The following is a 20,866-nucleotide window of genomic DNA, read 5'->3' on the forward strand; positions in this document are numbered from 1 at the left end:
ACAACAAATATGGAGGTACAGCATTGACTACACCTAAAGGACTTGTATTTTTTGATTTAGATGGAACGTTATTGAATGCTAAATCAGAGTTGGATCAAGAAATCAGTGAAGCATTAGAAAGTATGAAGCGAAAAAATATTATTCCATTTGTAGCGACTGGCCGCAGTCCGATTGAGATTGAACATGTATTGGAAAATAGCCCGATAGATTCTTTTATTACACTGAATGGCCAATATATTGTTTATGAAGGAAAGGAAATATACCGAAGTGCTATTCCGAAAAAATTGATGAATGAATTGAAATCTGCTACCGATAAGTATGACTTTCCTTTATCTATGTACACACATGATAAGATCCGCACGACGAAGGATACTCAAACAATGATCACCGCTTATAAAAATATCCATACGAAACCACCTGAAGTGGATGCTGCTTTTCATTTGAAGGAAGAAGTATTGATGGCGCTGATTATTAATGATGATCCTAGTTACGATGAGGATTTTCGTTCTAAATTTCCTCAATTGTCTTTTTACCGCAATACACCGTATAGCGTAGACACTATTATTAAAAACAATTCCAAAGCAACTGGGATCAAAGAATTAGAAAAATTACTAGGCCTTGAAAATGTTCCAACGTATGCTTTTGGAGATGGTCCAAACGATAGAGAAATGATTGCCTATGCTGATTATGGTATCGCCATGCAAAATGGAGTGGATGAAGTAAAAGAAGTAGCTGATTACGTTACCTCATTTAGCAATGTAGAAGGCGGCATTATAGAAGGTTTGAAAAAATACAATTTAATTTAGCAGTTGTATTTATTTCGATAAGCAAATCCCATTCGCACTTTTGTGAATGGGATTTGTTGCATGGTGGGGGATAGTCCACTATTTTGCCTTATGGTGATTCAAACTGCAATGATCATCATTCAGTGTCTCTGGATGATGATCAAACTAAGCTTATCATCATAGCAATTTACTCCATCAGCTTTTATACACAAAATGGCTGAAACGTTTAGTCCTCTGTTCATAAATAACCCTTTAAAGGAGCGTTTAGAATAGGGGAGAACCACTTGACCACAACAGCTTTTGTTTAGAAAACAAAAAAAGCAGTAAATACTGACAAATCAGTATTTGCTGCTTTTTTATTGTATGGAGACGAGGGGAGTCGAACCCCTGTCCAAACATAACGACACCTAGACGTCTACGTTTATAGTTATACTACTTAAAAGTTCGCTTAGTATTAGCCGCACAACAGGCATCGTACTTTGCTAGTCTGATAATCTCTTCTAAATCTTGCAGACGGAAAGATTTAGTGTATCCCACTGATTATAGGACCCTTACTCGAGTACATGGGCGATACCGAGAGGATCTACACTAAGCTGTTATTACGCAGCTAAAGCGTAAGAGTTATTATTGTTTTTAGCAGTTATATTTAACTGTAACGTTTTTACGTAGCCGTAACCTACGAAACGCGATCCAAGCTCGACCTATGCCTGTCGAATCCGTAACGCCCCCGAAATAAAAGGGAGTACAGACTTAGTACCTAAGGTACTATAATAGTCATCTATCTAACTCTGCAACTATCATACCACATCTACTAATCAAAAGAAAGTATGTTCGCTCCGGAAATAAAAAAAAGAAAGCTTAAGCTGCCTTTTAAGCAGACTATAAAACTTTCTTTTCTGTCATGCAAGTCCATTATAACCATTGCTTGTTGATTTTGATATAAATGTCTTTAACGATTTGAGTTGTAACGATATAAGCTGTAATAATTAAAATCATCCATTTCCAGTAAATTACTGGCAAAGCCACAAAGTCAAAAAACGTACCTAGCGGGCTACCAGGAATCCAGATAGCTGCTGCAATAACAGCTAGTGTTGAAGGAATCACACTCATACTAGCTCTGCTTTGAATAAATGGAATTTTTTCGTTTGAATAATATGCACAACGACTGTCTGAGTAATCAATCCGATAACAAACCATCCTGAATGGAAAAAAGGTGCATCTTGCACAGAGTTTACTTGGAAAACAAACCACATCAACAAGAAAGTCAAAATATCAAAAATGGAACTGATTGGTCCAATGCTGAAAGTAAATTTCAGCAAATCAGCAGTTTTCCAAGTAGCTGGTTCCATGAGATTTTCAGAATCCATTTTGTCCCAAGGAATGGCTAATTGTGCAACGTCATAAATCAGATTTTGAACGAGCAATTGGATAGAGAGCCCTTCTATTTGAGTGTGTAATCGTGCCAAAAAAGTTTTTTCTGTCAGATAACCGATTTCTTTTAGTTGGTTATTTTTTGATTTTTTTTCGGTATAAATAGAATTTTTTTGTTTACTATTATGTTTTCCTCCTTGACTTAAAGGAAAATAAGCGTGCTACATCATCAGCCGAATAAAATGGGTTATGGTAGCATGACTTATTTCTCTTTTAGTTTTCCAATCACTAGCAGAGCTTTGTTCCATACCTTTCACCTCATTTTTATCGTTTATTTTGAAACGAATCTGTAAGGTTTCCATATGATAATTTACCTTCGTTGTACAGAATGCAAAACAACAAAAAAAGCATACACCCCATCTGACGACAGAGTATATGCTTGAATACCCAATCCAAATAAAGGGTAAACATTCCATATCTAGATAATATTTTTTTGCATGTTAAAAAAACATTATGCCTTCTCCATCGTTGAGTTTTAGCACTATATGGCGTAGATTGTTCAACAGCTACGTTAAGAATGACCTTGCGTCGATCATTCCTGTTGACCCATTGGTGTCTCTCGACGTTTTTGTGCAGCAGCGTTTTTCCATATAGGAGCCTCGTCTAACAGAAGCTTTATTCATTTCGTTTGCCATGCTAGTTCAAAAAAATTTATAAGTCAAGTTTGATGGAAGAAAAATAATCATTTAAAAAAGCCTAATCAGTCAATCTTTAAGTAATACTTACGGATTCACAGTCAATGTAAAAAGTTTCATTTGCTGATATACTAGTATCATATTTATTAAATTGGTATCGTATAACGATACTTGTGTTGCTTTAATATCATTAAGAATAAGAAAGGGGAAGAGATGGTTTAGTTAGAGATGAAATGAAAGCGGTATCTGTTGTGACATATGAAGAATGGGAGTGAATAAAATGGAAAAAGTAATTGATGTACATCCAGATAATCTGGCTACTAGAAAGCCTGCTAAATATCGGACAGCTAAAGTTTGGCAAATTGGAGCTTTTGCACTAAATAATACAGCAACAAACGCATTTATGTTTTTAATGACTTTTGTATCCTATTATGCAACAGGAGTTGTTGGATTAGGAACTGTCTTAGTTTCAACGCTCATTACAGCTAGTCGTCTCTGGGATGGTGTTACTGATCCAATTATCGGTCTTTGGATTGATAAAACTGATGGTAAGTTAGGGAAATTCAGACCGTTTATGATTTCTGGTTATGTTGTTATGACCATTACCACGTTATTATTGTTTTTTACCAATCATTTAATTCCAGAAAACTTACGTTTGGCTTAATTTATAGTGTTGTATTTGATTTATATTGTTGGGTACACTTTCCAGACAGCTTGTACAAAATCTGGCCAGTCGGTATTAACCAATGATCCAAATCAACGGCCATTATTCTCTACATTTGATTTGTCTTATACGTCTTTATTCTTTGCTGGTGCTGCTGTTTATGTATCAAATTATCTAGAACCAAAACATGGTGGTTTTAATGAAGCTTTCTTTGCTGAATTTGTTATCACAGTAGTGTTAATGGTAGGAGTGTTAACTTTACTGGCAGTTGCTGGTATTTGGAAGCACGATAGAACAGAAAATTTTGGTACAGGTGGAAAACAAGAAAAAATTGGTTTAAAAGACATGTTTGGGATTTTAAAAGGGAACCGACCTTTACAAATGTTGATTGTTGCTGCGGCAACTGATAAGTTAGCCTTAACAGTTGCAAATAATGCTATTGTAATGGTCTTGTTATTTGGTGTCGTAATCGGGGATTATGGATTGTATGGTCAAGTATCAGCTTACACAATGATTCCTTCTTTGATTATTATCCAAATCGGTACAAGATATGCTCGTAAATTAGGTTCTAAGCAGGCTTTAGTAACTGCAACATGGGCATGTATCATTATTTACTCTGCGCTATTTGCTCTATTGTTACTAGGAGATCCTTCTCAAATCAGCTTTGACAACAAGGGATTCATGACAATCGCTTTCTTAGTATTGTTTATTCTAGGTAATGGTGTGAAAACAGTATCAGGTGGGATTGTTATTCCAATGATTCCAGATATTACAGATTATGAAACCTATAAAACAGGCCGTTATGCACCTGGTGTAATGGGAACGATCTTCTCATTTGTGGATAAAATGATTTCTTCTTTTGGACAAACCATTATTGGTATTACTTTAGCCTGGGTCGGCTTTACTGAAGTATTCCCCACAACGGAAACTCCCTATACAGAAAATATTTTCTGGGTAACGATGTTGTTGTTCATTGGTTTATTGATTCTTGCTTGGATTGCTTCATTAATCGCTATGAGATTTTATGAATTAGATAGCAAACGAATGGCTGAAATTCAAGAAGTTTTAGAAGAAAGAAGAAATGCTGGCAAATAAAGAAACAGAATAAAGCTTTTAATAAAGGATGGTAAGTACCAATGTGAAAATGGAACTTATCGTCTTTTTTGTTACAATGAATTCAAATAAGTTTCTGAGTCAATTTTGACAGCTTATTGTTTGTTATAAAGAAGGACAGATTGAATAGGAAATTAGAGGATGATCTAAATGATAATTCCAGAAAAAATAAATGCTTTGGTACATGTAAAAGGCCAATACTATAGTCTTAACTATCATTCCCACCAGCAATATGAACTGTATTTTTTCCATCAGGGAAAATGCAGATACCTGATCAATAATCAAATTTATGATTTGCAACCAGGAGATATCATTGCTTTAGATGGCACGGAACTTCATAAACCACATGTGCTTGAAGAGAGCGAATTATATGAACGCAGTATGATTCACTTTTCTGCCGCTTGGATAGAGAGTAGTCTGAAAGAATTAAATGCTCTTTATTTATTAGACGTGTTCAGAGATTTTCCACACCAAATTTTTCGCATTGAAGATCAAGAGTGCTACAATAACATCATCGAATTGGGTAAAAAATTAGCTGATTTATCTAAAGAAGAATTTACAGTTACGCAGGAAGCAGAGATAAAACTCGTCTTAAGCATGTTTTTGTTGAAAGTCTATCAAGCAAAGCGCAAACCAATCGTGTGGATGAAAGAAATAAAAAGCGAAAAAGATAAGTATGCTGAAAAAATCGCGACTTATTTGCAACAGCATTTTACTGAAAAAATCACTATTGAGAAACTGTCAAAAAAATTAAATATCAGCAAATCATATATTTCCCACGTCTTCAAAGAATCTACTGGTTATTCTGTGATGGAATTTTTAATGGATTACCGTTTAGTTCAAGCCAAATTTCAAATAGAAGTTTCCGGAGCTAAAAAGACTTTAAAAGAAATAGCTTACGATTGCGGATTTGAAAGTGATGCGCACTTTAATCGTTTCTTTAAGAAAAAGATAGGTATGACACCCAATAGATATCGAAAAGAAGTTGAAGCTAATATGACCGCTGGTTCAAAGCACGATTAAAAAAGAAAAGGAATTTTTATTTATGTTATATCCAATTGCTACTGAAAGTCGTACATTGACTGATTTAAATGATGTCTGGAAATTTTATCTAGATGATGAAACAAAAGAAATAGACGTAACGAAGCCATTAGTGACCGATGCTGTAATGGCAGTACCGGGCTCATTTAATGACCAAGGAGTTCTTTCAGAGATTCGCAGACATGTTGGAACAGTTTGGTACGAAAAAGAGTTTACGATTGCAAAGCCTTTACTGTCTGAAAGAATTGTCTTGCGTTTTGGGTCAGCAACTCATAAAGCGGCCGTTTATGTAAACGGCCAAAAAGTGGTAGAGCATACTGGAGGATTTACACCTTTTGAAGCCACTATCAATGACGCACTAGTAAATGGAAAAAACAGGGTAACCGTATCTGTCAACAACATTTTAGATTACACGACACTGCCTGTTGGAAATTACAGCGAAACCACTGACGAAAACGGAAATGTGATTCGCAAATCAAGTGAGAATTTTGATTTCTTCAACTACGCCGGTCTACATCGTCCAGTAAAAGTCTATACGACTCCACACAATTATATAGATGATATCATCATTTCTCATCAAGTAGATGGGAATGCTGCAAAAATCTTTACTGTAGTGCGAACTGCTGGTCAATTTGATGAGGTAAAAGTCACTCTTATAGATAAGGAAGGAGAAGTCGTTGCCAGCAGCAAGGGTGTAGAGTCGGAGTTGACAGTCGAAGATGTTCATTTATGGGAACCAATGAATGCATACCATTATATTGCTCGAGTGGAAGGGTTTATTGCTGGAGAATTGATAGATGTCTATGAAGAGCCGTTTGGTATCCGGACTGTTGAAGTTGGGGACAATCAATTCTTGATTAATGGAAAACCGTTTTATTTCAAAGGTTTTGGAAAACATGAAGACACTTATCTCAATGGACGCGGCTTGAATGAGACGGCTAATGTACTGGATTTGAATTTGACGAAATGGATCGGAGCCAACTCATTCCGTACATCTCACTACCCTTATTCAGAAGAGATGATGCGTTTAGCAGATAAAGAAGGAATTGTAGTTATTGATGAAACTACAGCTGTCGGGTTATTTTCAGCATTTGATTTTATGTTGTCTGGTGAAGGAGAAACTGCTAATACATGGGATATGATGGATACAACTCAAGCTCACGAACAAGTTATTCGTGAACTAATCGACCGCGATAAAAACTTAGCTTGTGTTGTTTTATGGTCCATTGCCAATGAACCTGCTCTTCATGAAGAAGGAGCTCGCGAATATTTTGAACCGCTAATCAATTTGACGAAAGAATTAGATCCTCAAAGTCGTCCGATAACGATTGTCAATATCATGATGTCGACTCCAGATAAAGATTTGGTAGCCGATTTATTGGATGTCATTGCATTGAATCGTTACTACGGTTGGTATGTACAAACTGGAGATTTAAAAGCCGGTGAAAAAGCTTTGCGTGCTGAATTAGACTTGTGGAAGGATATGTATCCTGGAAAACCTGTGATGTTCACTGAATATGGGGCAGATACTGTTCCTGGTTACCATGCTATTGATGACATTCCATTTACAGAAGAATATCAAGTACGTTATTACGATATGTACCACAAAGTTTTCGATGAGTATGAACATGTGATTGGAGAACAATTGTGGAATTTCGCTGACTTTGAAACAAAAGTGGGCATCAACCGCGTTCAAGGGAATAAAAAAGGAATATTCACACGCGCAAGAGAACCCAAAATGATTGCACATGTTTTAAAACAACGCTGGACAGCTATTCCAGATTTTAATTACAAAAATAAGAAACACCTATAAAGTACTCAGCACAGAAACTTACCTGTTTTCTGTGCTTTTTTTGTAGAGTAAACGGTGCACTTGTGTAAAAGTGACTTTGTGATTCTTTAATAGTTAAAACCATCAATTAGGGAATATAGTCTAATTATTGGCGGTTCTATTCTGTTTATCTGTGATGTATGGATGAAATAATGCAAAAAAATCAAAAAAATACGCTTTCACAAAACAAATATGTTGATTTTTTCACAAAAATTTTGTATGCTATCTATGAAGTTATTAAGAGAGCAGGTATGGATACATAAAGCTATTTTGACAACTTTGAAAACGGATAGCAAAATATGGAGGTAAGAAGTATTATGAGTAAATCAATTAAAAAAAGAAACTTGTTTTTTGGAGTTTGTGCATCAGTGATCCTATTGGCAGCTGGATGTGGAAGTGATGATACTGCTACAGAAAGTGAATCAACAGCTTCTTCCGCTGCAGAAAGCACAGAAGTAGTAACAAGCGCATCTATCAGCAACGATCCTGCAGATGTATTAGCAGGACTTAGCGAAAACGGTACATGGATTTATGCGATTACAGAAGATGTTACTGTAGATGAAGATATTATGGTAGCTGGAACTTTCCATGATGGCGGGGAAGACAGTGGAGATGTATACCGTAAATTAGCTTTATATGCACAAGATGACGACCGCAATGTTACAGATGAATTTACTTTAACTGCTCCATCAATGACTGTTGAATCTCCAAACTTCAGAATCCAAAATGGTACATTTGCTGGAGATGTGATCGTTAAAGAAGAAGGGTTCGAACTTGCTGGATCAACTGTTGAAGGAAACGTGACATTTGATTCTCAAGAATTAATGGACTCTGCTAAATTAGATGAAGGTACAGTAACTGGAGAAATCACAGTAGCTGAATAACACCTCACAAAACATGAAAAAATTGGAACTCTCTTGTCTTTACTCCTAGAAGACAAGAGAGTTCTTTTTTGACGTTCCAAAACAATCTGTTTGTTGTATACAATTAGTAGTGCCAAGCTATTGCTTTTGGTAAAATAAACTTAACAAAGTGCAAGACAACAGAGGGTGGGGATCTTATGACTTCAAAAGAAGTATTATTGTTATTAACAGATCAATGGGCAGACTGGGAGGCTGCTTATGCCATAGCAGAAGTAAATTCTGCAGCAAATTATTCGGTGAAGACTATTTCTTTTGATAAAGAATCCAAAACGTCTATTGGCGGGTTACGTACCGAGATTGATTATGATATTAAGGAGTATACGAATTTCAGTCGTTTGGCGTTAGTGATCCTGCCTGGTGGGTTTTCTTGGGCAGACAATCGATATGATGAAATAGCCGAATTTATCAAACAAGTTCGAGACCGACAAATTCCTATTGCTGCTATTTGCGGGGCAACCATTTTTCTAGGAAAACATGGCTTTCTGGATCATATAAAACACACTGGAGACAATTTTGAATTTTTTGAAAAACAAAGCGGGTACCGTGGGGAAACTCATTTTTTGGATGAACAAGTAGTCCGAGATGATGATGTCATCACAGCAAATGAAACAGCAGCGGTCGATTTTGCTTATGAAATCTACAAACTATTAAAAATCGATGATTTAGAAGAAATTGACGCATGGTACGATAATTTCAAGAATGGGTTTGTGAGAAAAAGGTCCAATGAAAAATAAATCAGCAAAGATTTAGGAAGGGAAACTATTTAATGGTATTCTAGATACTGTAAGTTAACATACAGTAGGGGGAAATTTCATGGAGACCATCACATTAGCAAATGGGTTAAAGATACCACTAGTTGGTACTGGGACGAACACGTATGGAAAAGAAGGCAATCAGTACAATGGAGAGTTGAATGGGGACTTCAGCGCTTTGGAACAAGCTATTCAATCAGGATATCGATTGATCGATACAGCTATTTCTTATCGAAATGAAGCTGGTGTTGGAGAAACTATTTCTGACAGCGGAGTGCTGAGGGAAGAGTTTTATATTACGACTAAAATTCCGGCAGATGAAGCTTATATCGGTACAAAAGAAGCGGTAGAACAAACAGTAATAAATAGTTTGAAGAACCTTCAAACAGATTACATTGACTTGTATCTGATTCATCATCCCATTGAAGATGAAGATAAATTAAAACACACTTGGGAAGTGCTGGAATCATTTGTAGACAACGGAAAAATCAAATCTATCGGTGTATCGAATTTTGATATTGATTTGTTGAAAAAGGTGCAGCAATTTGCACGTATCCAACCAGCTGTAAACCAGATTCAATCCAACCCGCATACTTGGAATAATGAAGTCATCGAGTATATGCAAAAAAATGACATTGTCGCAGAAGCTTGGGGACCGTTAAGTAGAGTAACAGATGAACAGATTGCTAAACTCAATAAAATTGCTGAAAACTACGGCAAAAACTGGGGACAAGTCTTGCTGCGTTACCAAATCCAAAGAGGTGTAGTCGTGATTCCTAAATCACACAATAATGAGCGACAAACTTCCAACTTGGAATTATTTGATTTTGAATTGACTGATGAACACATGATCATTATTGAATCGCTGTAAAATGAAAGAGTTGTCCGCTTAAGAGAAAACTTCTTAAGCGGGTAGCTCTTTTTTAATACCTGATTAATATTCTTCAGGTATCCATTCAGTAATTGGCTGGTGACGATAACGAGTGAGGTCGACTTTTCCCGACCGCGTCAGCATGATACCTTCAGACAACAGACGATCTTTTTGAGTAAAAGATCCCACCTCATCTTTTATAGCAATCTCTCCTTTGGCATTAATGATCCGATGCCATGGCAAATCATGTTTTTGACTCATTGAATGTAAGATGCGGACTACTTGACGCGCTCCGCGTGGATTACCAGCAAGAGCAGCAATTTGACCATAAGTCATTACTTTTCCAGTTGGAATAGAGCGGATGATCCGAACTACACGTTCTGTAAATGTTGTCATATGTATGGGTCCTTTCTAATTTAGAGGTTATTGACTATAACAGCAAGCGCCGCTGTTCATAGTTTGTTTCTCAACTGACTTTGACAATACCTCTCTTCAGCTAAAGTTATTTAGATGATGGAGTAGCCCTAAAAAAGCTGTCTTTAGTTCATTTTAGCGTTAAAATCACAAAAAAACCATCCATTCTTAAATTGGACGGCTTTTTAAAATTGAGCCAACTAGAAGAAGCTGTTGGTCAACGTTCCTAAACCACTGATGAGCACCTTGATCGTATCTCCTGAAGAAATCCAATTAGATTCGGGTAAACGACTGTTCCCTTCCAGGACACCTTCAGGGGTTCCAGTAAAAATGAGGTCTCCTGGTAAAAGAGTCATATATTGAGAAAGCAGACTCACGATTTCAGCGCAACTGAACAGCATATTTCGAGTATTGTTGTGTTGATATAACTCTCCGTTCAGCGTTAAGGAAATGTCTAAGTCATCAGGATCTACCTCATCTTTTGTGACAAGATAAGGGCCAACAGGCGCAAAGTAATCCAGCATTTTTCCTACTGATTGAGATTGGGAAGATTCTTGTAAATCTCGTGCCGATAAGTCGTTTCCAATGGAATAGCCTATGATATGCTTCAGAGCTGTTTCTGAAGAAATCATTTTTGCTTTCTTTCCGATCACTATGACCAGTTCCGCTCCAAAATCGTACTTCTCAGCAAAAGTAGGCAGAGGAATATTTTGATTGTGTGCTGCTAAACTATTCTTAAATTTTCCACCAAATGAAAGTACGGTCGGGACCGATTCAATTTGCTCGGAAGCATGCAGTAAATAGTTGTAATTGACCGTAATGATTTTGCCTGGTTGGGTGAAGATAGGCAAGAAATAGATATCTTCTTCATTGATGTAAACATTAGAAAGTTGTTTTTCCGATACTTTTTGCAGTAAATGTTTTAGTTGTGCTAACCCATTTTGTGGATCATTAAAAAGTGCATCCATAGAATCAATAGAAGGCTCATTTAGGACTTTAGCAGCTCTACGAACATCTAAAATACCTTGATTCGTTTTGATGCCTATCTTTTCAATATTTTGTTTTTTAAAATGAACGATTTTCATCGGATCACCTTCCTATTAAAAGAAGTATAAAAGAATCTGAGTTGAAATTCAAAAAGACTGCTTTTCACAAATGGAAAAGCAGTCTGATTTTCCCGCTAACATATTTCTGCTCTATAATGTAAAGTACCGAGCCTAATGCGCATGAAACTACAACGTCCAACAGAAATAACGATTCCGGCCATTCAAAGTAAGCAGACAAAAGCCAAAAATACAACATTTGGACAATAAAGATAGCGTATGATCTTTTACCCAGAAAAATGAGACCTTGTTTGATAACATGCATTTTAAAAGTCGAGAGATACTTCAAACCTAAGTGAAAAATGAATACAGTGTAGAAAAAGGACAACGGATTTTGCCCTCTCCAAGAGGTCTCGAACGAATAAAAAGGCACCGAAATGTCAAAATAATGAACTACCAAAAGATACCAAATACTAAATGCAGCTCCTATTTTCATTAGTTTGTCTGCATAGGAACGATGACCATCAAAGACGTACCACACGCCCAAAGCGAGTGCAAAAAGGTATCGGAACACTAATAATCGATACAAGAAACTAGGCATATCGAAAGAATAGGAAAAGTATTCATACCCCAAGTTTCCGATAAAACTAAATATCAGCATGGTCAGCAGGGTGGTTTTTTTTGCCAACATATAAAGCAAAGGCAATACAAGGATGGCTTGAATCATAATAGAGATGTAATAGCCTCCATAACCTCCGCGTCCGATCAAGTAAAAGAAAAAGGAGTGTTCTTCAGGGCCAAAAACAGCCTGTAAAGCGTAAATAATGAGAGCTATCGGAAAGAGCCGATACAATTTTTTCAAAAGAAAAATGGGGCGATAAAATTCTGATAAAGACGTTAGAGCATGTCGATTATAAGATTGAGTTTGATTGTAGCCTGAAATAATTAAAAACAAAGGGACTGCTTGCAGTAAATAAAAAGGGCCGCCGATTTTTTGTAACGTTTCATCGTTGAAACTGTGAATCAAGACAACAAAAATGATTGCTATACCTTTTATCACGTCAATATTCTTATTGTACTTCATTTCTAAATATGTGCCTCCTGAATGATTCTTTGTTTATCATAACCAATTCCATTCTTGAAGTAAATTTTTTTTCATAAAAGCACAGCAAATCAAGCATAAAAAAGCTCATCTTTTGGCTTTTTTGCTTATGAGCGGTATAATAGAAGAGTAAAGAAATTATCATGGGTAAGATTCATACAAATGCAGAAAGTAAGTAAGGCATTCAATGAGTTGCGGTGATTCAAAAAATTAGGAGGCTTTTTTTTATGAATATTGGAATACCAACAGAAATCAAGAATAGTGAAAAACGAGTATCTGTTTCTCCATCTGGAGTAAAGAGTTTGATATCAGCTGGACATACTGTGATCGTGGAAAAAGGAGCAGGAGAAACTGCTGGTTTTTATGATGAACAATATGTAGAGTCGGGAGCTAAAATCGTTTCTACTGCTGAAGAAGTTTGGTCGTCTGATATGGTGATTAAAGTAAAAGAACCACTACCGGAAGAATACGGTTACTTCCGTGAGGATTTGATTATATTCACTTATTTACATTTGGCAGCAAATAAACCACTAACGGATGCTCTTAAGGAGAGCGGTGTAACGGCAATCGGTTATGAAACAATGGTCGGAGCAGACGGCTCATTGCCATTATTAACGCCTATGAGTCAAATTGCTGGTAGAATGTCTATTCAAATTGGAGCACATTTCTTAGAGAACAGTAATGGCGGAAAAGGAATATTATTAGGCGGTACGCCGGGAGTACGCTCCGGAAAAGTGGTTATTATCGGAGGCGGAGTCTCTGGAACAAACGCTGCTAAAATTGCTGTTGGAATGGGAGCAAACGTAGTCGTTTTAGACAACAATCCTAAACGTTTAAGTGAGCTGGGTGAAATATTCGGCAACGCAGTACAAACAATTATGTCGAATGAGTACAATATTGAAGAAGAACTTAAAACGGCAGACCTTGTTATCGGAGCTGTATTGATTCCAGGAGCGAAAGCCCCGCAATTAGTTTCTGAAAAAATGGTCAAACAAATGTCAGATGGATCAGTAATTGTAGATATCAGTGTTGACCAAGGTGGTATCATCGAAACAGCGGATACTGTTACGACTTTAGATAATCCTGTTTATGTGAAACACGATGTTCTTCACTATGCAGTAGCGAATATTCCAGGAAGCGTAGCGAAAACAGCTACTCAAGCATTGACAAACGTAACGATTCCATATGCTGTAACTATCGCAAATAAAGGTTTGTTGGAAGCTGCTAAAAGCAATTCAACGATATACACGGGTATCAATGTGATGCAAAATCAAGTGACTCACAAAGAAGTTGCCCATTCATTAGAAACAGACTATGTGGAAGCTAGTAAATTATTTCATTAATCTCAATGAATAGAGATCGAAGCGAGGATTAAAAATGGCCAAAAGAAATAAAAAAAGTGAAGTTATCATTCAAGAGACTTCAAATAATACAGAGAATTTTACTGAATTAGAGCTGTTCATCCATAAAGATAAAATTGGGATGATTCAACAGCCAAAAGGTGAGTCTATCACTACTGTTAATAAAAATGGTAATGAAGCGAAAGCTAAAGATATTGATGAAGCCATCAATAATTTGATTATGGATTATAACTTGCATTATATGTAGAATAGGACGCTCGTTCTTCTGTGAGGAACGAGTGGTGTATTTAGAAAAGTATTGTAATTCAACTACAAGGATGTGAACTTGTAATGGAGACTGTTAAGCAACTTCCGTTTAAACAAAGAATGATTCGGCTTTTTAAGGTAAGTAAAGATAATTGGGCTCGAGCAGATGTTACTTCTCAAGCAGGAGAGCTGGCCTACTTCGTATTATTTTCTCTTTTTCCTATTTTATTAGTGATTGCCAATATCATTCCCTTGTTTCCAATAGACGTCAATGCAGTGTTGTCTTACATGGAAACAGCTGTTCCGCCTGATATTTATAGTGTGATTGAGCCTATATTGATTGGGTATTTAAACAGCTCGAGTGGAGGAGTTATCTCGATCGGGTTGATCACGGCCCTCTGGTCAGCCAGTAAAGCGTTTAATTCATTGCAAAATTTATTGAATGAAGTTTATGGGGTCGAATCTAGAAAGAACTTTATTTTGGTACGATTGGTCTCTTTATTGATCCAATTGGCTATTGTGTCAATCGTAGGAGTCATCGTTTTTATCTTTGTTTTTGGAGAGTTTATCGTTTCCTTTATTGAAGATCTTTTAAGTATTGATTTGGGAATCATCATGCAAATACTGCAGTTGCGCTGGTTGATATTACTGATCGTATTGGTTTCCTTGTTTATGGCAATTTACTTCTTAGTGCCGAATCACCATTTAGGCATTAAATATGCTGTTCCCGGTGCCATCTTTGCGACTGTCGGCTGGTTAGTATTGTCTCAAGGTTTTTCAATCTACTTACAGTTTGCAGGTGGAGATGCTGCGGCTAATGCAACATTCGGGGTATTCATTGTTCTGATGTTGTGGCTGTACCTCGCTGCAACCATACTTTTATTAGGTGGCTTAATCAATACTATTTATTACGAATACAAAAATGGTCACACAATACAAGAAGCTATTGAAAAAGAAGACGAAGAGAAACCTGAAACCAATGAAAAGAAAAAATTGCCAAAACAACGTAAAAAATTGGTCAAAGTAAAAGAAGTCGAAAAACAATAGAGCATGGAATTAGTCATTTAGTTCTCCGGACAGTACCCAATCGGCAAATGTTAGGTGCTTTTCCTAAAAATTGCCGGGTGGTACTGAGAGTGAGAACTGACTGATGCAACGCGTTTGATAGAGCGTGGAGCCAGCTTGGTCTGCGCAACACGTTTAATAAGATGAATCTTAGAAGCAGGAATCAGTAGACCTGGACTTCTAAGATTTATTTTTTTGGGCAATTAACGGTCATGAAATCGACTATTTTCTTAAAATAAATTTGCTGTACTTTATTTGCTTTAGCAGTTGAAAAGCGGAATGATTGAATCTTTAGTGACCGCCTCTCGGAAGTTTATGTCATTTTTACTAAGAAATGAGAAGAGTCCTTTTTTTTACAGCCTTTTTCTTATATAATGATTGAAGCTAAATGAACTAACAAATGAATAATTTATTTGATGTGCAAGGAGATTATTGAAAAAAACATGAGTGAGAAAAAAGAATCTAGAATTGACTATGGAATAGTGCTCTCGTTGTTGTTACTTGCTATTATCAGTATCGCTACAATGTTTTCAACCATTTCGCTGATTGGCGGAGGGGGAATGAGGGCGACGATCATGCATATCGCCTGGTATATTGTCGGTGCTGTTGCTATTATTGTGATTATGCAGTTCGATTCTGAGCAGCTATGGAAAATTACTCCCTATGCTTATGGTATAGGATTGTTCCTGTTGGTCTTGGTCCTCTTTTTATATGATGAGCCTACCTTCTTAAGGACAGGAGCTAAGAGTTGGTTTAAATTAGGACCGCTGACTTTTCAGCCTTCTGAGGTAATGAAAATTGCTTTTATCTTAATGTTGGCCAGAACAGTAACGAAACACAATGCTGCTTTTGTGAATCATAAGACAGAATCTGATTTTATGCTATTAGGAAAAATCGCTTTAGTTTCTGCACCTCCTATGTTAATGGTTTTGCTGCAAAATGACTTAGGAACGACGTTAGTTTTTATTGCTATCGTTATTGGAGTCATTTTAATGTCAGGAGTATCATGGAAAATACTGATTCCTTTATTTGGATCCGTAGCCATTATAGGAGCCACACTTCTGTTACTAGTAGTGTACAATCGAGAATTTTTATACAATTTAGGCTTTAAAGATTACCAATTTTCGCGAATCGACTCATGGTTGGATCCTTACCATGATACTCAAGGAGCGGCTTATCAATTGCTGCAAAGCATCAAAGCGATTGGTTCTGGTAAAGTATTTGGAAAAGGCTTTGGTATTTCAGAAGTTTATGTGCCCGTTAGAGAATCCGATATGATTTTCTCTACGATTGGTGAAAACTTTGGATTTATTGGCGGCGCAGTATTGATTTTGATTTATTTTATGCTGGTTTATCAAATGATTCGCGTCTGCCTAGACACAAAAAATATTTTCTATACGTATATCTCAACCGGTGTTATCATGATGATCGTGTTCCATGTATTTGAGAATGTAGGGATGAGTATTGGACTATTACCTTTAACGGGTATTCCTTTGCCATTTATTTCTCAAGGGGGGTCAGCTTTACTTGGGAACATGATGGGGATTGGTTTGATTATGTCTATGCGGTACCATTACAAGAGTTATATGTTTTCTGAAGATCATGAAGAATTCAGATAAAGGGACTTTTACTTTGAAAAAATTAGCGTTATACTAAATAAAGACAAATGTATTTGGAGGAGATGGTATGTTGCAGTTTTATTGTATTCCAACTTGTTCAACGTGTAAGGCAGCCAAGAAATGGTTGCAGCAACACCAGGTTGAATTGGAGGAAATCAATTTAAAAACCAATCCTCCTGATAAAGAAACCTGGATCAAGATTCTTCAACAGTCTGACTTGCCCTTAAAGCGGTTCTTCAACACAAGCGGTACGGTGTATAAAGAGCGGGGATTGAAAGAGGTCATTCCTGACTTGACGGAACAAGAAGCGGCAGAGCTGTTGGCGAGTGAAGGGATGTTGGTCAAACGACCTTTGATTCTGGCAGACGGCAACAATCTGATCGGGTTTAAAGAAGAAGTGTATGAAGCAATTTGGCAAAAAGAAAGGGAGTCTGTGGTAAATGGCGAATGAAATGAAGTATAGTTCAAATGGACTATGGATAGCTAAAAACGGTGACCATTATCGAGTAGGATTATCTGAAAAAGGACAAGATGATATCGGAGAAATCATGTTCGCAGATGTGCCTAAAGATATCAAAGCTTTGAAAGCCGGTGATTCTTTATTAGGCGTTGAGGGAGCAAAAGCTGTTACAGAATTAGAATCTCCATTAAGCGGAGATGTTGTACAATTCAACGAACGTTTGTTAAACGCTCCAGAAGAATTAAATAAGGAAGATCAAAAAAGCAATTGGATCGTTGAGCTGACAAATATAGATACAAGTGAACTTGCAAAGTTGGAAGACAGTCTACAACAATAAGAAAACAAAAAGTCGTTGACAGACTACGCGGAGACTGATAAACTAACTTCAAGATTAATGGAATAGATTGCTATGAGAAGAAGAGTAAGTTCTAATGGACATTTTTTAGAGAGCTCCGGTTGCTGAAAAGGAGTAGTGGAAATGGAACTGAAGATGGTCTTTGAGCAGAATGAGTGAATGCTTTGCACAAGCTTGTTCCGGGAGCTCCCGATACAGAGTCACAGTATACGAGTCGCAATAGTCTCCGTACTGGTTAAGGTTCATTCAGTGATGGATGAATAAATTAAGGTGGTAACACGAAATGACAGCTTTCGTCCTTTATTTGAGTAAACAACTTGAATAGTGGACGAAAGTTTTTTATTTTATACATTATGAAAAGTTTGAGAGAATGGAGAGCAGCAAATATGATTAATTTATCCAACATAACGAAACGTTTTGACACGAAGCAAGGCCCTTTAACTGCTGTCGACAATGTCAATCTCTCCATTGATAAAGGAGAAATCTATGGCATCATCGGTTATTCCGGTGCAGGTAAGAGTACACTGGTCCGTATGTTCAATGGTCTTGAAAAGCCCACAGAAGGAGATGTTTCTTTAGGAGACAGCATCATTTCCAAATTGACCGGAAAAGATTTAAGACAAAAAAGACAGAAAATCGGGATGATCTTTCAGCATTTCAATCTGTTGTGGTCAAGAACAGTTTTGGAAAATGTGCTCTTGCCATTAGAAATAGCGAAAGTACCTAAGTATGAACAATTAGATAAAGCCAACGGATTGATTCGCCTAGTTGGATTGGAAGGACGGGAAAATGCTTATCCTGCCCAACTATCTGGTGGACAAAAACAGCGGGTCGGCATTGCCCGAGCATTAGCCAATGATCCGGAGTTGCTATTGTGTGATGAAGCAACTAGTGCATTGGACCCTCAAACCACAGATGAGGTATTGGACTTATTATTGGAAATCAATAAGCGTTTGAATTTGACGATCGTGATCATTACACATGAGATGCACGTAGTAAGAAAAATATGCAACAAAGTAGCAGTGATGGAAAATGGAAAAGTGGTTGAAGAGGGCAATGTGTTAGATGTCTTCAAGCGCCCGCAACAAGAAATCACCAAACGCTTTATTCGTCAAGATACGGATCCTGAAAGCGAAGATACTGACTTGGTTCTAAGCCAAGTATTTGCCGATTATCCTGATGGCAAATTGCTTCACTTGACCTTTAACGGTGAGAACTCCAAACAACCCGTTTTGTCTAAGTTGATTCGCAATCACTCAATCGAATTGAATGTCATTCAAGGAAGTATCCAACAAACGCAATCTGGTTCAATTGGTTCACTGTATGTTCAAGTGACTGGAGAACAAGTAGTGATCAGGGATGTTATCCACGATTTACATGACATGAATGTAGAAGTTGAGGTGATCGAACATGTTTAGATCTTTAGTGATCGGAGAAAGTCTTTTAGCGCAATACTTTGATTTTTCTGAAGTCAATTGGGAAAGAATCGGAGAAGCTACTCAAGAAACCTTATTGATGACCATTGGTTCTGTCATCGTCGTATTTATTTTAGGATTGGTTATCGGATTATTATTGTATGAAACAAATGGTAAAAAAAGTATGACCGTAACAATTCTGCATGGAGTTGTCAGTATTTTAGTAAATGTGTTCCGTTCTATTCCGTTTATTATATTAATCGTTTTATTGATTCCATTTACACAGCAAATTGTCGGAACAATGATAGGTCCAGTAGCAGCTTTGCCGGCCTTGATCATATCGTCAGCTCCTTTTTATGGACGGCTGGTTGAAACTGGATTTAGAGAAATTGATAAGGGGGTTATTGAAGCCGCAGAAGCTATGGGAGCCAATAAATGGCAAATTATTTATAAAATTTTGATTCCAGAAAGCATGCCTTCCATCATTGCTGGTATCACGACAACAGCGATTTCGCTAGTCGGCTATACAGCGATGGCTGGAGTTATTGGAGCAGGCGGTCTAGGTAACCTAGCTTATTTGGAAGGATTTCAAAGAAATCAACCGGCTGTAACCTTGGTAGCGACCGTCATTGTATTAGTAATGGTATTTGTGATTCAAGGTATTGGAGATCGCGTAGTAGATCGCGTAGACAAACGCTGAGTTTGAAAAAAGATTATTTGAATAGGGATTAAACTATAAAAAGTTATTAGGGGGATTTAAGGTATGAAAAAATCAGTATTTATCAAATCATTAGCAACAGTAGGGGCGGCGTTATTGTTAGCAGCTTGCGGAAATGGTGGGAACTCTGAAGAAGGGGCAAGCGAAGATACAACCATTCGTATTGGAGCGAGCAATACACCACATGCAGAAATATTAGAGTTCGCTGCACCTATTTTGGAAGAGGAAGGCTACACACTGGATATTACGACTTATAACGACTATGTAGTGCCTAATGTAGCATTAGAAGAAGGCGACTTGGATGCCAACTATTTCCAACATGTACCATTCTTCGAAGCAGCAGTAGCTGAAAATGATTACGACTTTGTCAACGCAGGCGGGATTCATTTGGAACCAATCGGCTTATTCTCTCAAGGCTATGCTAGTTTAGAAGAGTTGCCAGACGGCGCGACAGTGCTTGTCAGCAGCAACCAACCTGACTGGGGTCGTATCATCGGAATTTTCCAAGAAGCTGGTCTAGTATCTGTAGATGAAGGAACAGATTTAACGACTGCGACATTTGACGATATTGTGGAAAATCCAAAAAATATTCAATTTGAATACGAAAACGATCCAGCTCTAATGCCTACACTTTACCAACAAGGTGAAGGCGATGTTGTAGCAATCAACTCGAACTTTGCAGTAGATCAAGGTTTAGATCCATTAGAAGACTCTATTGCATTGGAAAGCGAAAGCTCTCCATATGCTAATATCATTGCCGTGAGAAGCGAAGATGCTAAAAATCCTGGTATTTTAAAATTGATCGAAGTATTGAGATCTCAAGAAGTTCAAGATTATATTCTTGAAACATGGGATGGTGCAGTAGTTCCTGTAAGTGAATAATTTTTTCTGATAGAGCCACACCTTTTGTTGTTGAGAAGGTGTTGGTTCTATCTTTTTTGCTGATCGGAGGGTGATTGTGCGTGAGAATTTACTTGAGAGGGGCGGCTACTTATAAAATAAAGTAGATTAGGTGCTGAAAT

At 37.2% G+C, this 20,866-nt stretch carries 20 protein-coding genes, 1 other RNA gene, 1 pseudogene, 1 riboswitch and 1 other annotated feature; of the genes and pseudogenes, 16 read left to right on the forward strand and 6 right to left on the reverse strand.

What is annotated here, in order from left to right; genetic code table 11:
* Positions 1 to 23: 23 nt before the first annotated feature.
* Complete coding sequence (locus ACEN36_RS02340; RefSeq protein ID WP_407102185.1) at positions 24 to 806, forward strand: Cof-type HAD-IIB family hydrolase; 783 nt, start codon at positions 24 to 26, stop codon at positions 804 to 806.
* Between the two features lie 340 nt (positions 807 to 1,146).
* Here ACEN36_RS02340 and ssrA read toward each other — a convergent pair.
* The 3 genes from ssrA to ACEN36_RS02355 form a co-directional block, all read right to left on the reverse strand.
* Positions 1,147 to 1,514: a transfer-messenger RNA gene (gene ssrA / locus ACEN36_RS02345) on the reverse strand.
* Between the two features lie 183 nt (positions 1,515 to 1,697).
* The gene (locus ACEN36_RS02350) at positions 1,698 to 1,895 is read right to left on the reverse strand and encodes a hypothetical protein (RefSeq protein ID WP_407125848.1); all 198 of its coding nucleotides are present in this window, start codon (positions 1,893 to 1,895) and stop codon (positions 1,698 to 1,700) included.
* Positions 1,892 to 2,251 carry a cation transporting ATPase C-terminal domain-containing protein gene (locus ACEN36_RS02355; RefSeq protein ID WP_407125849.1) on the reverse strand — a complete coding sequence of 120 codons (360 nt, stop codon included), beginning with the start codon at positions 2,249 to 2,251 and terminating at the stop codon, positions 1,892 to 1,894. Before ACEN36_RS02355 ends, ACEN36_RS02350 begins: the two co-directional genes overlap by 4 nt.
* 417 nt (positions 2,252 to 2,668) lie before the next feature.
* Positions 2,669 to 2,834: riboswitch (M-box (ykoK) riboswitch) on the reverse strand.
* Between the two features lie 297 nt (positions 2,835 to 3,131).
* Here ACEN36_RS02355 and ACEN36_RS02360 point away from each other — a divergent pair.
* The 6 genes and pseudogenes from ACEN36_RS02360 to ACEN36_RS02385 all read left to right on the forward strand — a co-directional run bounded on the left by ACEN36_RS02360 (position 3,132) and on the right by ACEN36_RS02385 (position 10,046).
* Positions 3,132 to 4,610 (forward strand): annotated as a pseudogene (locus ACEN36_RS02360) (MFS transporter).
* A 168-nt stretch (positions 4,611 to 4,778) separates the two neighbouring features.
* A complete protein-coding gene (locus ACEN36_RS02365) occupies positions 4,779 to 5,651 on the forward strand; it encodes an AraC family transcriptional regulator (RefSeq protein ID WP_407125850.1) in 873 nt (290 codons plus the stop codon).
* 22 nt (positions 5,652 to 5,673) lie between these two features.
* The gene (gene uidA / locus ACEN36_RS02370; RefSeq protein WP_407125851.1) at positions 5,674 to 7,482 is read left to right on the forward strand and encodes a beta-glucuronidase; all 1,809 of its coding nucleotides are present in this window, start codon (positions 5,674 to 5,676) and stop codon (positions 7,480 to 7,482) included.
* Between the two features lie 335 nt (positions 7,483 to 7,817).
* The gene (locus ACEN36_RS02375; protein WP_407102183.1) at positions 7,818 to 8,384 is read left to right on the forward strand and encodes a polymer-forming cytoskeletal protein; all 567 of its coding nucleotides are present in this window, start codon (positions 7,818 to 7,820) and stop codon (positions 8,382 to 8,384) included.
* A 176-nt stretch (positions 8,385 to 8,560) separates the two neighbouring features.
* The gene (locus ACEN36_RS02380) at positions 8,561 to 9,157 is read left to right on the forward strand and encodes a type 1 glutamine amidotransferase family protein (RefSeq protein ID WP_407095935.1); all 597 of its coding nucleotides are present in this window, start codon (positions 8,561 to 8,563) and stop codon (positions 9,155 to 9,157) included.
* Positions 9,158 to 9,236: 79 nt separating this feature from the next.
* Positions 9,237 to 10,046, forward strand: coding sequence for an aldo/keto reductase family protein (locus ACEN36_RS02385; RefSeq protein WP_407102181.1), 810 nt, complete (start codon positions 9,237 to 9,239; stop codon positions 10,044 to 10,046).
* A gap of 63 nt (positions 10,047 to 10,109) precedes the next feature.
* Here the strand turns inward: ACEN36_RS02385 and ACEN36_RS02390 are convergent, their stop codons facing one another.
* From ACEN36_RS02390 to ACEN36_RS02400, 3 genes are all read right to left on the reverse strand, one after another.
* On the reverse strand, positions 10,110 to 10,442 hold the full coding sequence (locus ACEN36_RS02390) for an MGMT family protein (RefSeq protein WP_407095937.1): 333 nt from the start codon (positions 10,440 to 10,442) through the stop codon (positions 10,110 to 10,112).
* Positions 10,443 to 10,660: 218 nt separating this feature from the next.
* Complete coding sequence (locus ACEN36_RS02395; RefSeq protein ID WP_407096901.1) at positions 10,661 to 11,545, reverse strand: fumarylacetoacetate hydrolase family protein; 885 nt, start codon at positions 11,543 to 11,545, stop codon at positions 10,661 to 10,663.
* 64 nt (positions 11,546 to 11,609) lie between these two features.
* Complete coding sequence (locus ACEN36_RS02400; RefSeq protein WP_407125852.1) at positions 11,610 to 12,587, reverse strand: acyltransferase family protein; 978 nt, start codon at positions 12,585 to 12,587, stop codon at positions 11,610 to 11,612.
* Between the two features lie 245 nt (positions 12,588 to 12,832).
* Between ACEN36_RS02400 and ald the strand changes: the two genes are divergently transcribed.
* The 9 genes from ald to ACEN36_RS02445 all read left to right on the forward strand — a co-directional run bounded on the left by ald (position 12,833) and on the right by ACEN36_RS02445 (position 20,726).
* Positions 12,833 to 13,948 carry an alanine dehydrogenase gene (ald, locus tag ACEN36_RS02405; protein WP_407125853.1) on the forward strand — a complete coding sequence of 372 codons (1,116 nt, stop codon included), beginning with the start codon at positions 12,833 to 12,835 and terminating at the stop codon, positions 13,946 to 13,948.
* A 34-nt stretch (positions 13,949 to 13,982) separates the two neighbouring features.
* Positions 13,983 to 14,213, forward strand: a complete 231-nt coding sequence (locus ACEN36_RS02410) for a DUF2969 family protein (protein ID WP_407096898.1) — start codon at positions 13,983 to 13,985, stop codon at positions 14,211 to 14,213.
* A gap of 83 nt (positions 14,214 to 14,296) precedes the next feature.
* Positions 14,297 to 15,259, forward strand: coding sequence for a YihY/virulence factor BrkB family protein (locus ACEN36_RS02415; protein ID WP_407096897.1), 963 nt, complete (start codon positions 14,297 to 14,299; stop codon positions 15,257 to 15,259).
* Between the two features lie 461 nt (positions 15,260 to 15,720).
* Positions 15,721 to 16,896 (forward strand): FtsW/RodA/SpoVE family cell cycle protein, encoded by a 1,176-nt coding sequence (locus tag ACEN36_RS02420; RefSeq protein ID WP_407125854.1) that lies wholly within the window; start codon positions 15,721 to 15,723, stop codon positions 16,894 to 16,896.
* A gap of 67 nt (positions 16,897 to 16,963) precedes the next feature.
* Positions 16,964 to 17,347 carry an arsenate reductase family protein gene (locus ACEN36_RS02425; RefSeq protein WP_407102176.1) on the forward strand — a complete coding sequence of 128 codons (384 nt, stop codon included), beginning with the start codon at positions 16,964 to 16,966 and terminating at the stop codon, positions 17,345 to 17,347.
* Positions 17,337 to 17,693 (forward strand): glycine cleavage system protein H, encoded by a 357-nt coding sequence (locus ACEN36_RS02430; protein ID WP_407102175.1) that lies wholly within the window; start codon positions 17,337 to 17,339, stop codon positions 17,691 to 17,693. The genes ACEN36_RS02425 and ACEN36_RS02430 overlap by 11 nt, the downstream gene beginning before the upstream one ends.
* A gap of 63 nt (positions 17,694 to 17,756) precedes the next feature.
* Positions 17,757 to 18,015, forward strand: a binding site (T-box leader).
* Between the two features lie 82 nt (positions 18,016 to 18,097).
* Positions 18,098 to 19,129, forward strand: a complete 1,032-nt coding sequence (locus ACEN36_RS02435) for a methionine ABC transporter ATP-binding protein (RefSeq protein WP_407125855.1) — start codon at positions 18,098 to 18,100, stop codon at positions 19,127 to 19,129.
* The gene (locus ACEN36_RS02440; RefSeq protein WP_407125856.1) at positions 19,122 to 19,826 is read left to right on the forward strand and encodes a methionine ABC transporter permease; all 705 of its coding nucleotides are present in this window, start codon (positions 19,122 to 19,124) and stop codon (positions 19,824 to 19,826) included. The genes ACEN36_RS02435 and ACEN36_RS02440 overlap by 8 nt, the downstream gene beginning before the upstream one ends.
* A 63-nt stretch (positions 19,827 to 19,889) precedes the next feature.
* Positions 19,890 to 20,726 carry a MetQ/NlpA family ABC transporter substrate-binding protein gene (locus ACEN36_RS02445; RefSeq protein ID WP_407102172.1) on the forward strand — a complete coding sequence of 279 codons (837 nt, stop codon included), beginning with the start codon at positions 19,890 to 19,892 and terminating at the stop codon, positions 20,724 to 20,726.
* The last annotated feature ends 140 nt before the right edge of the window (positions 20,727 to 20,866 follow it).

Origin of the sequence: Desemzia sp. FAM 23989, assembly GCF_045528345.1 — a bacterium.
Classification (GTDB): Bacteria; Bacillota; Bacilli; order Lactobacillales; family Carnobacteriaceae; genus Desemzia.

What these genes read in the sequence shown, in the direction of transcription:
- ACEN36_RS02350 (WP_407125848.1), bottom strand. Translation starts at nt 1,895, where the DNA reads ATGAGTGTGATTCCTTCAACACTAGCTGTTATTGCAGCAGCTATCTGG.
- ACEN36_RS02365 (WP_407125850.1), top strand. Translation starts at nt 4,779, where the DNA reads ATGATAATTCCAGAAAAAATAAATGCTTTGGTACATGTAAAAGGCCAA.
- uidA (WP_407125851.1), top strand. Translation starts at nt 5,674, where the DNA reads ATGTTATATCCAATTGCTACTGAAAGTCGTACATTGACTGATTTAAAT.
- ACEN36_RS02375 (WP_407102183.1), top strand. Translation starts at nt 7,818, where the DNA reads ATGAGTAAATCAATTAAAAAAAGAAACTTGTTTTTTGGAGTTTGTGCA.
- ACEN36_RS02380 (WP_407095935.1), top strand. Translation starts at nt 8,561, where the DNA reads ATGACTTCAAAAGAAGTATTATTGTTATTAACAGATCAATGGGCAGAC.
- ACEN36_RS02385 (WP_407102181.1), top strand. Translation starts at nt 9,237, where the DNA reads ATGGAGACCATCACATTAGCAAATGGGTTAAAGATACCACTAGTTGGT.
- ACEN36_RS02390 (WP_407095937.1), bottom strand. Translation starts at nt 10,442, where the DNA reads ATGACAACATTTACAGAACGTGTAGTTCGGATCATCCGCTCTATTCCA.
- ACEN36_RS02395 (WP_407096901.1), bottom strand. Translation starts at nt 11,545, where the DNA reads ATGAAAATCGTTCATTTTAAAAAACAAAATATTGAAAAGATAGGCATC.
- ACEN36_RS02400 (WP_407125852.1), bottom strand. Translation starts at nt 12,587, where the DNA reads ATGAAGTACAATAAGAATATTGACGTGATAAAAGGTATAGCAATCATT.
- ald (WP_407125853.1), top strand. Translation starts at nt 12,833, where the DNA reads ATGAATATTGGAATACCAACAGAAATCAAGAATAGTGAAAAACGAGTA.
- ACEN36_RS02410 (WP_407096898.1), top strand. Translation starts at nt 13,983, where the DNA reads ATGGCCAAAAGAAATAAAAAAAGTGAAGTTATCATTCAAGAGACTTCA.
- ACEN36_RS02415 (WP_407096897.1), top strand. Translation starts at nt 14,297, where the DNA reads ATGGAGACTGTTAAGCAACTTCCGTTTAAACAAAGAATGATTCGGCTT.
- ACEN36_RS02420 (WP_407125854.1), top strand. Translation starts at nt 15,721, where the DNA reads ATGAGTGAGAAAAAAGAATCTAGAATTGACTATGGAATAGTGCTCTCG.
- ACEN36_RS02425 (WP_407102176.1), top strand. Translation starts at nt 16,964, where the DNA reads ATGTTGCAGTTTTATTGTATTCCAACTTGTTCAACGTGTAAGGCAGCC.
- ACEN36_RS02430 (WP_407102175.1), top strand. Translation starts at nt 17,337, where the DNA reads ATGGCGAATGAAATGAAGTATAGTTCAAATGGACTATGGATAGCTAAA.
- ACEN36_RS02435 (WP_407125855.1), top strand. Translation starts at nt 18,098, where the DNA reads ATGATTAATTTATCCAACATAACGAAACGTTTTGACACGAAGCAAGGC.
- ACEN36_RS02440 (WP_407125856.1), top strand. Translation starts at nt 19,122, where the DNA reads ATGTTTAGATCTTTAGTGATCGGAGAAAGTCTTTTAGCGCAATACTTT.
- ACEN36_RS02445 (WP_407102172.1), top strand. Translation starts at nt 19,890, where the DNA reads ATGAAAAAATCAGTATTTATCAAATCATTAGCAACAGTAGGGGCGGCG.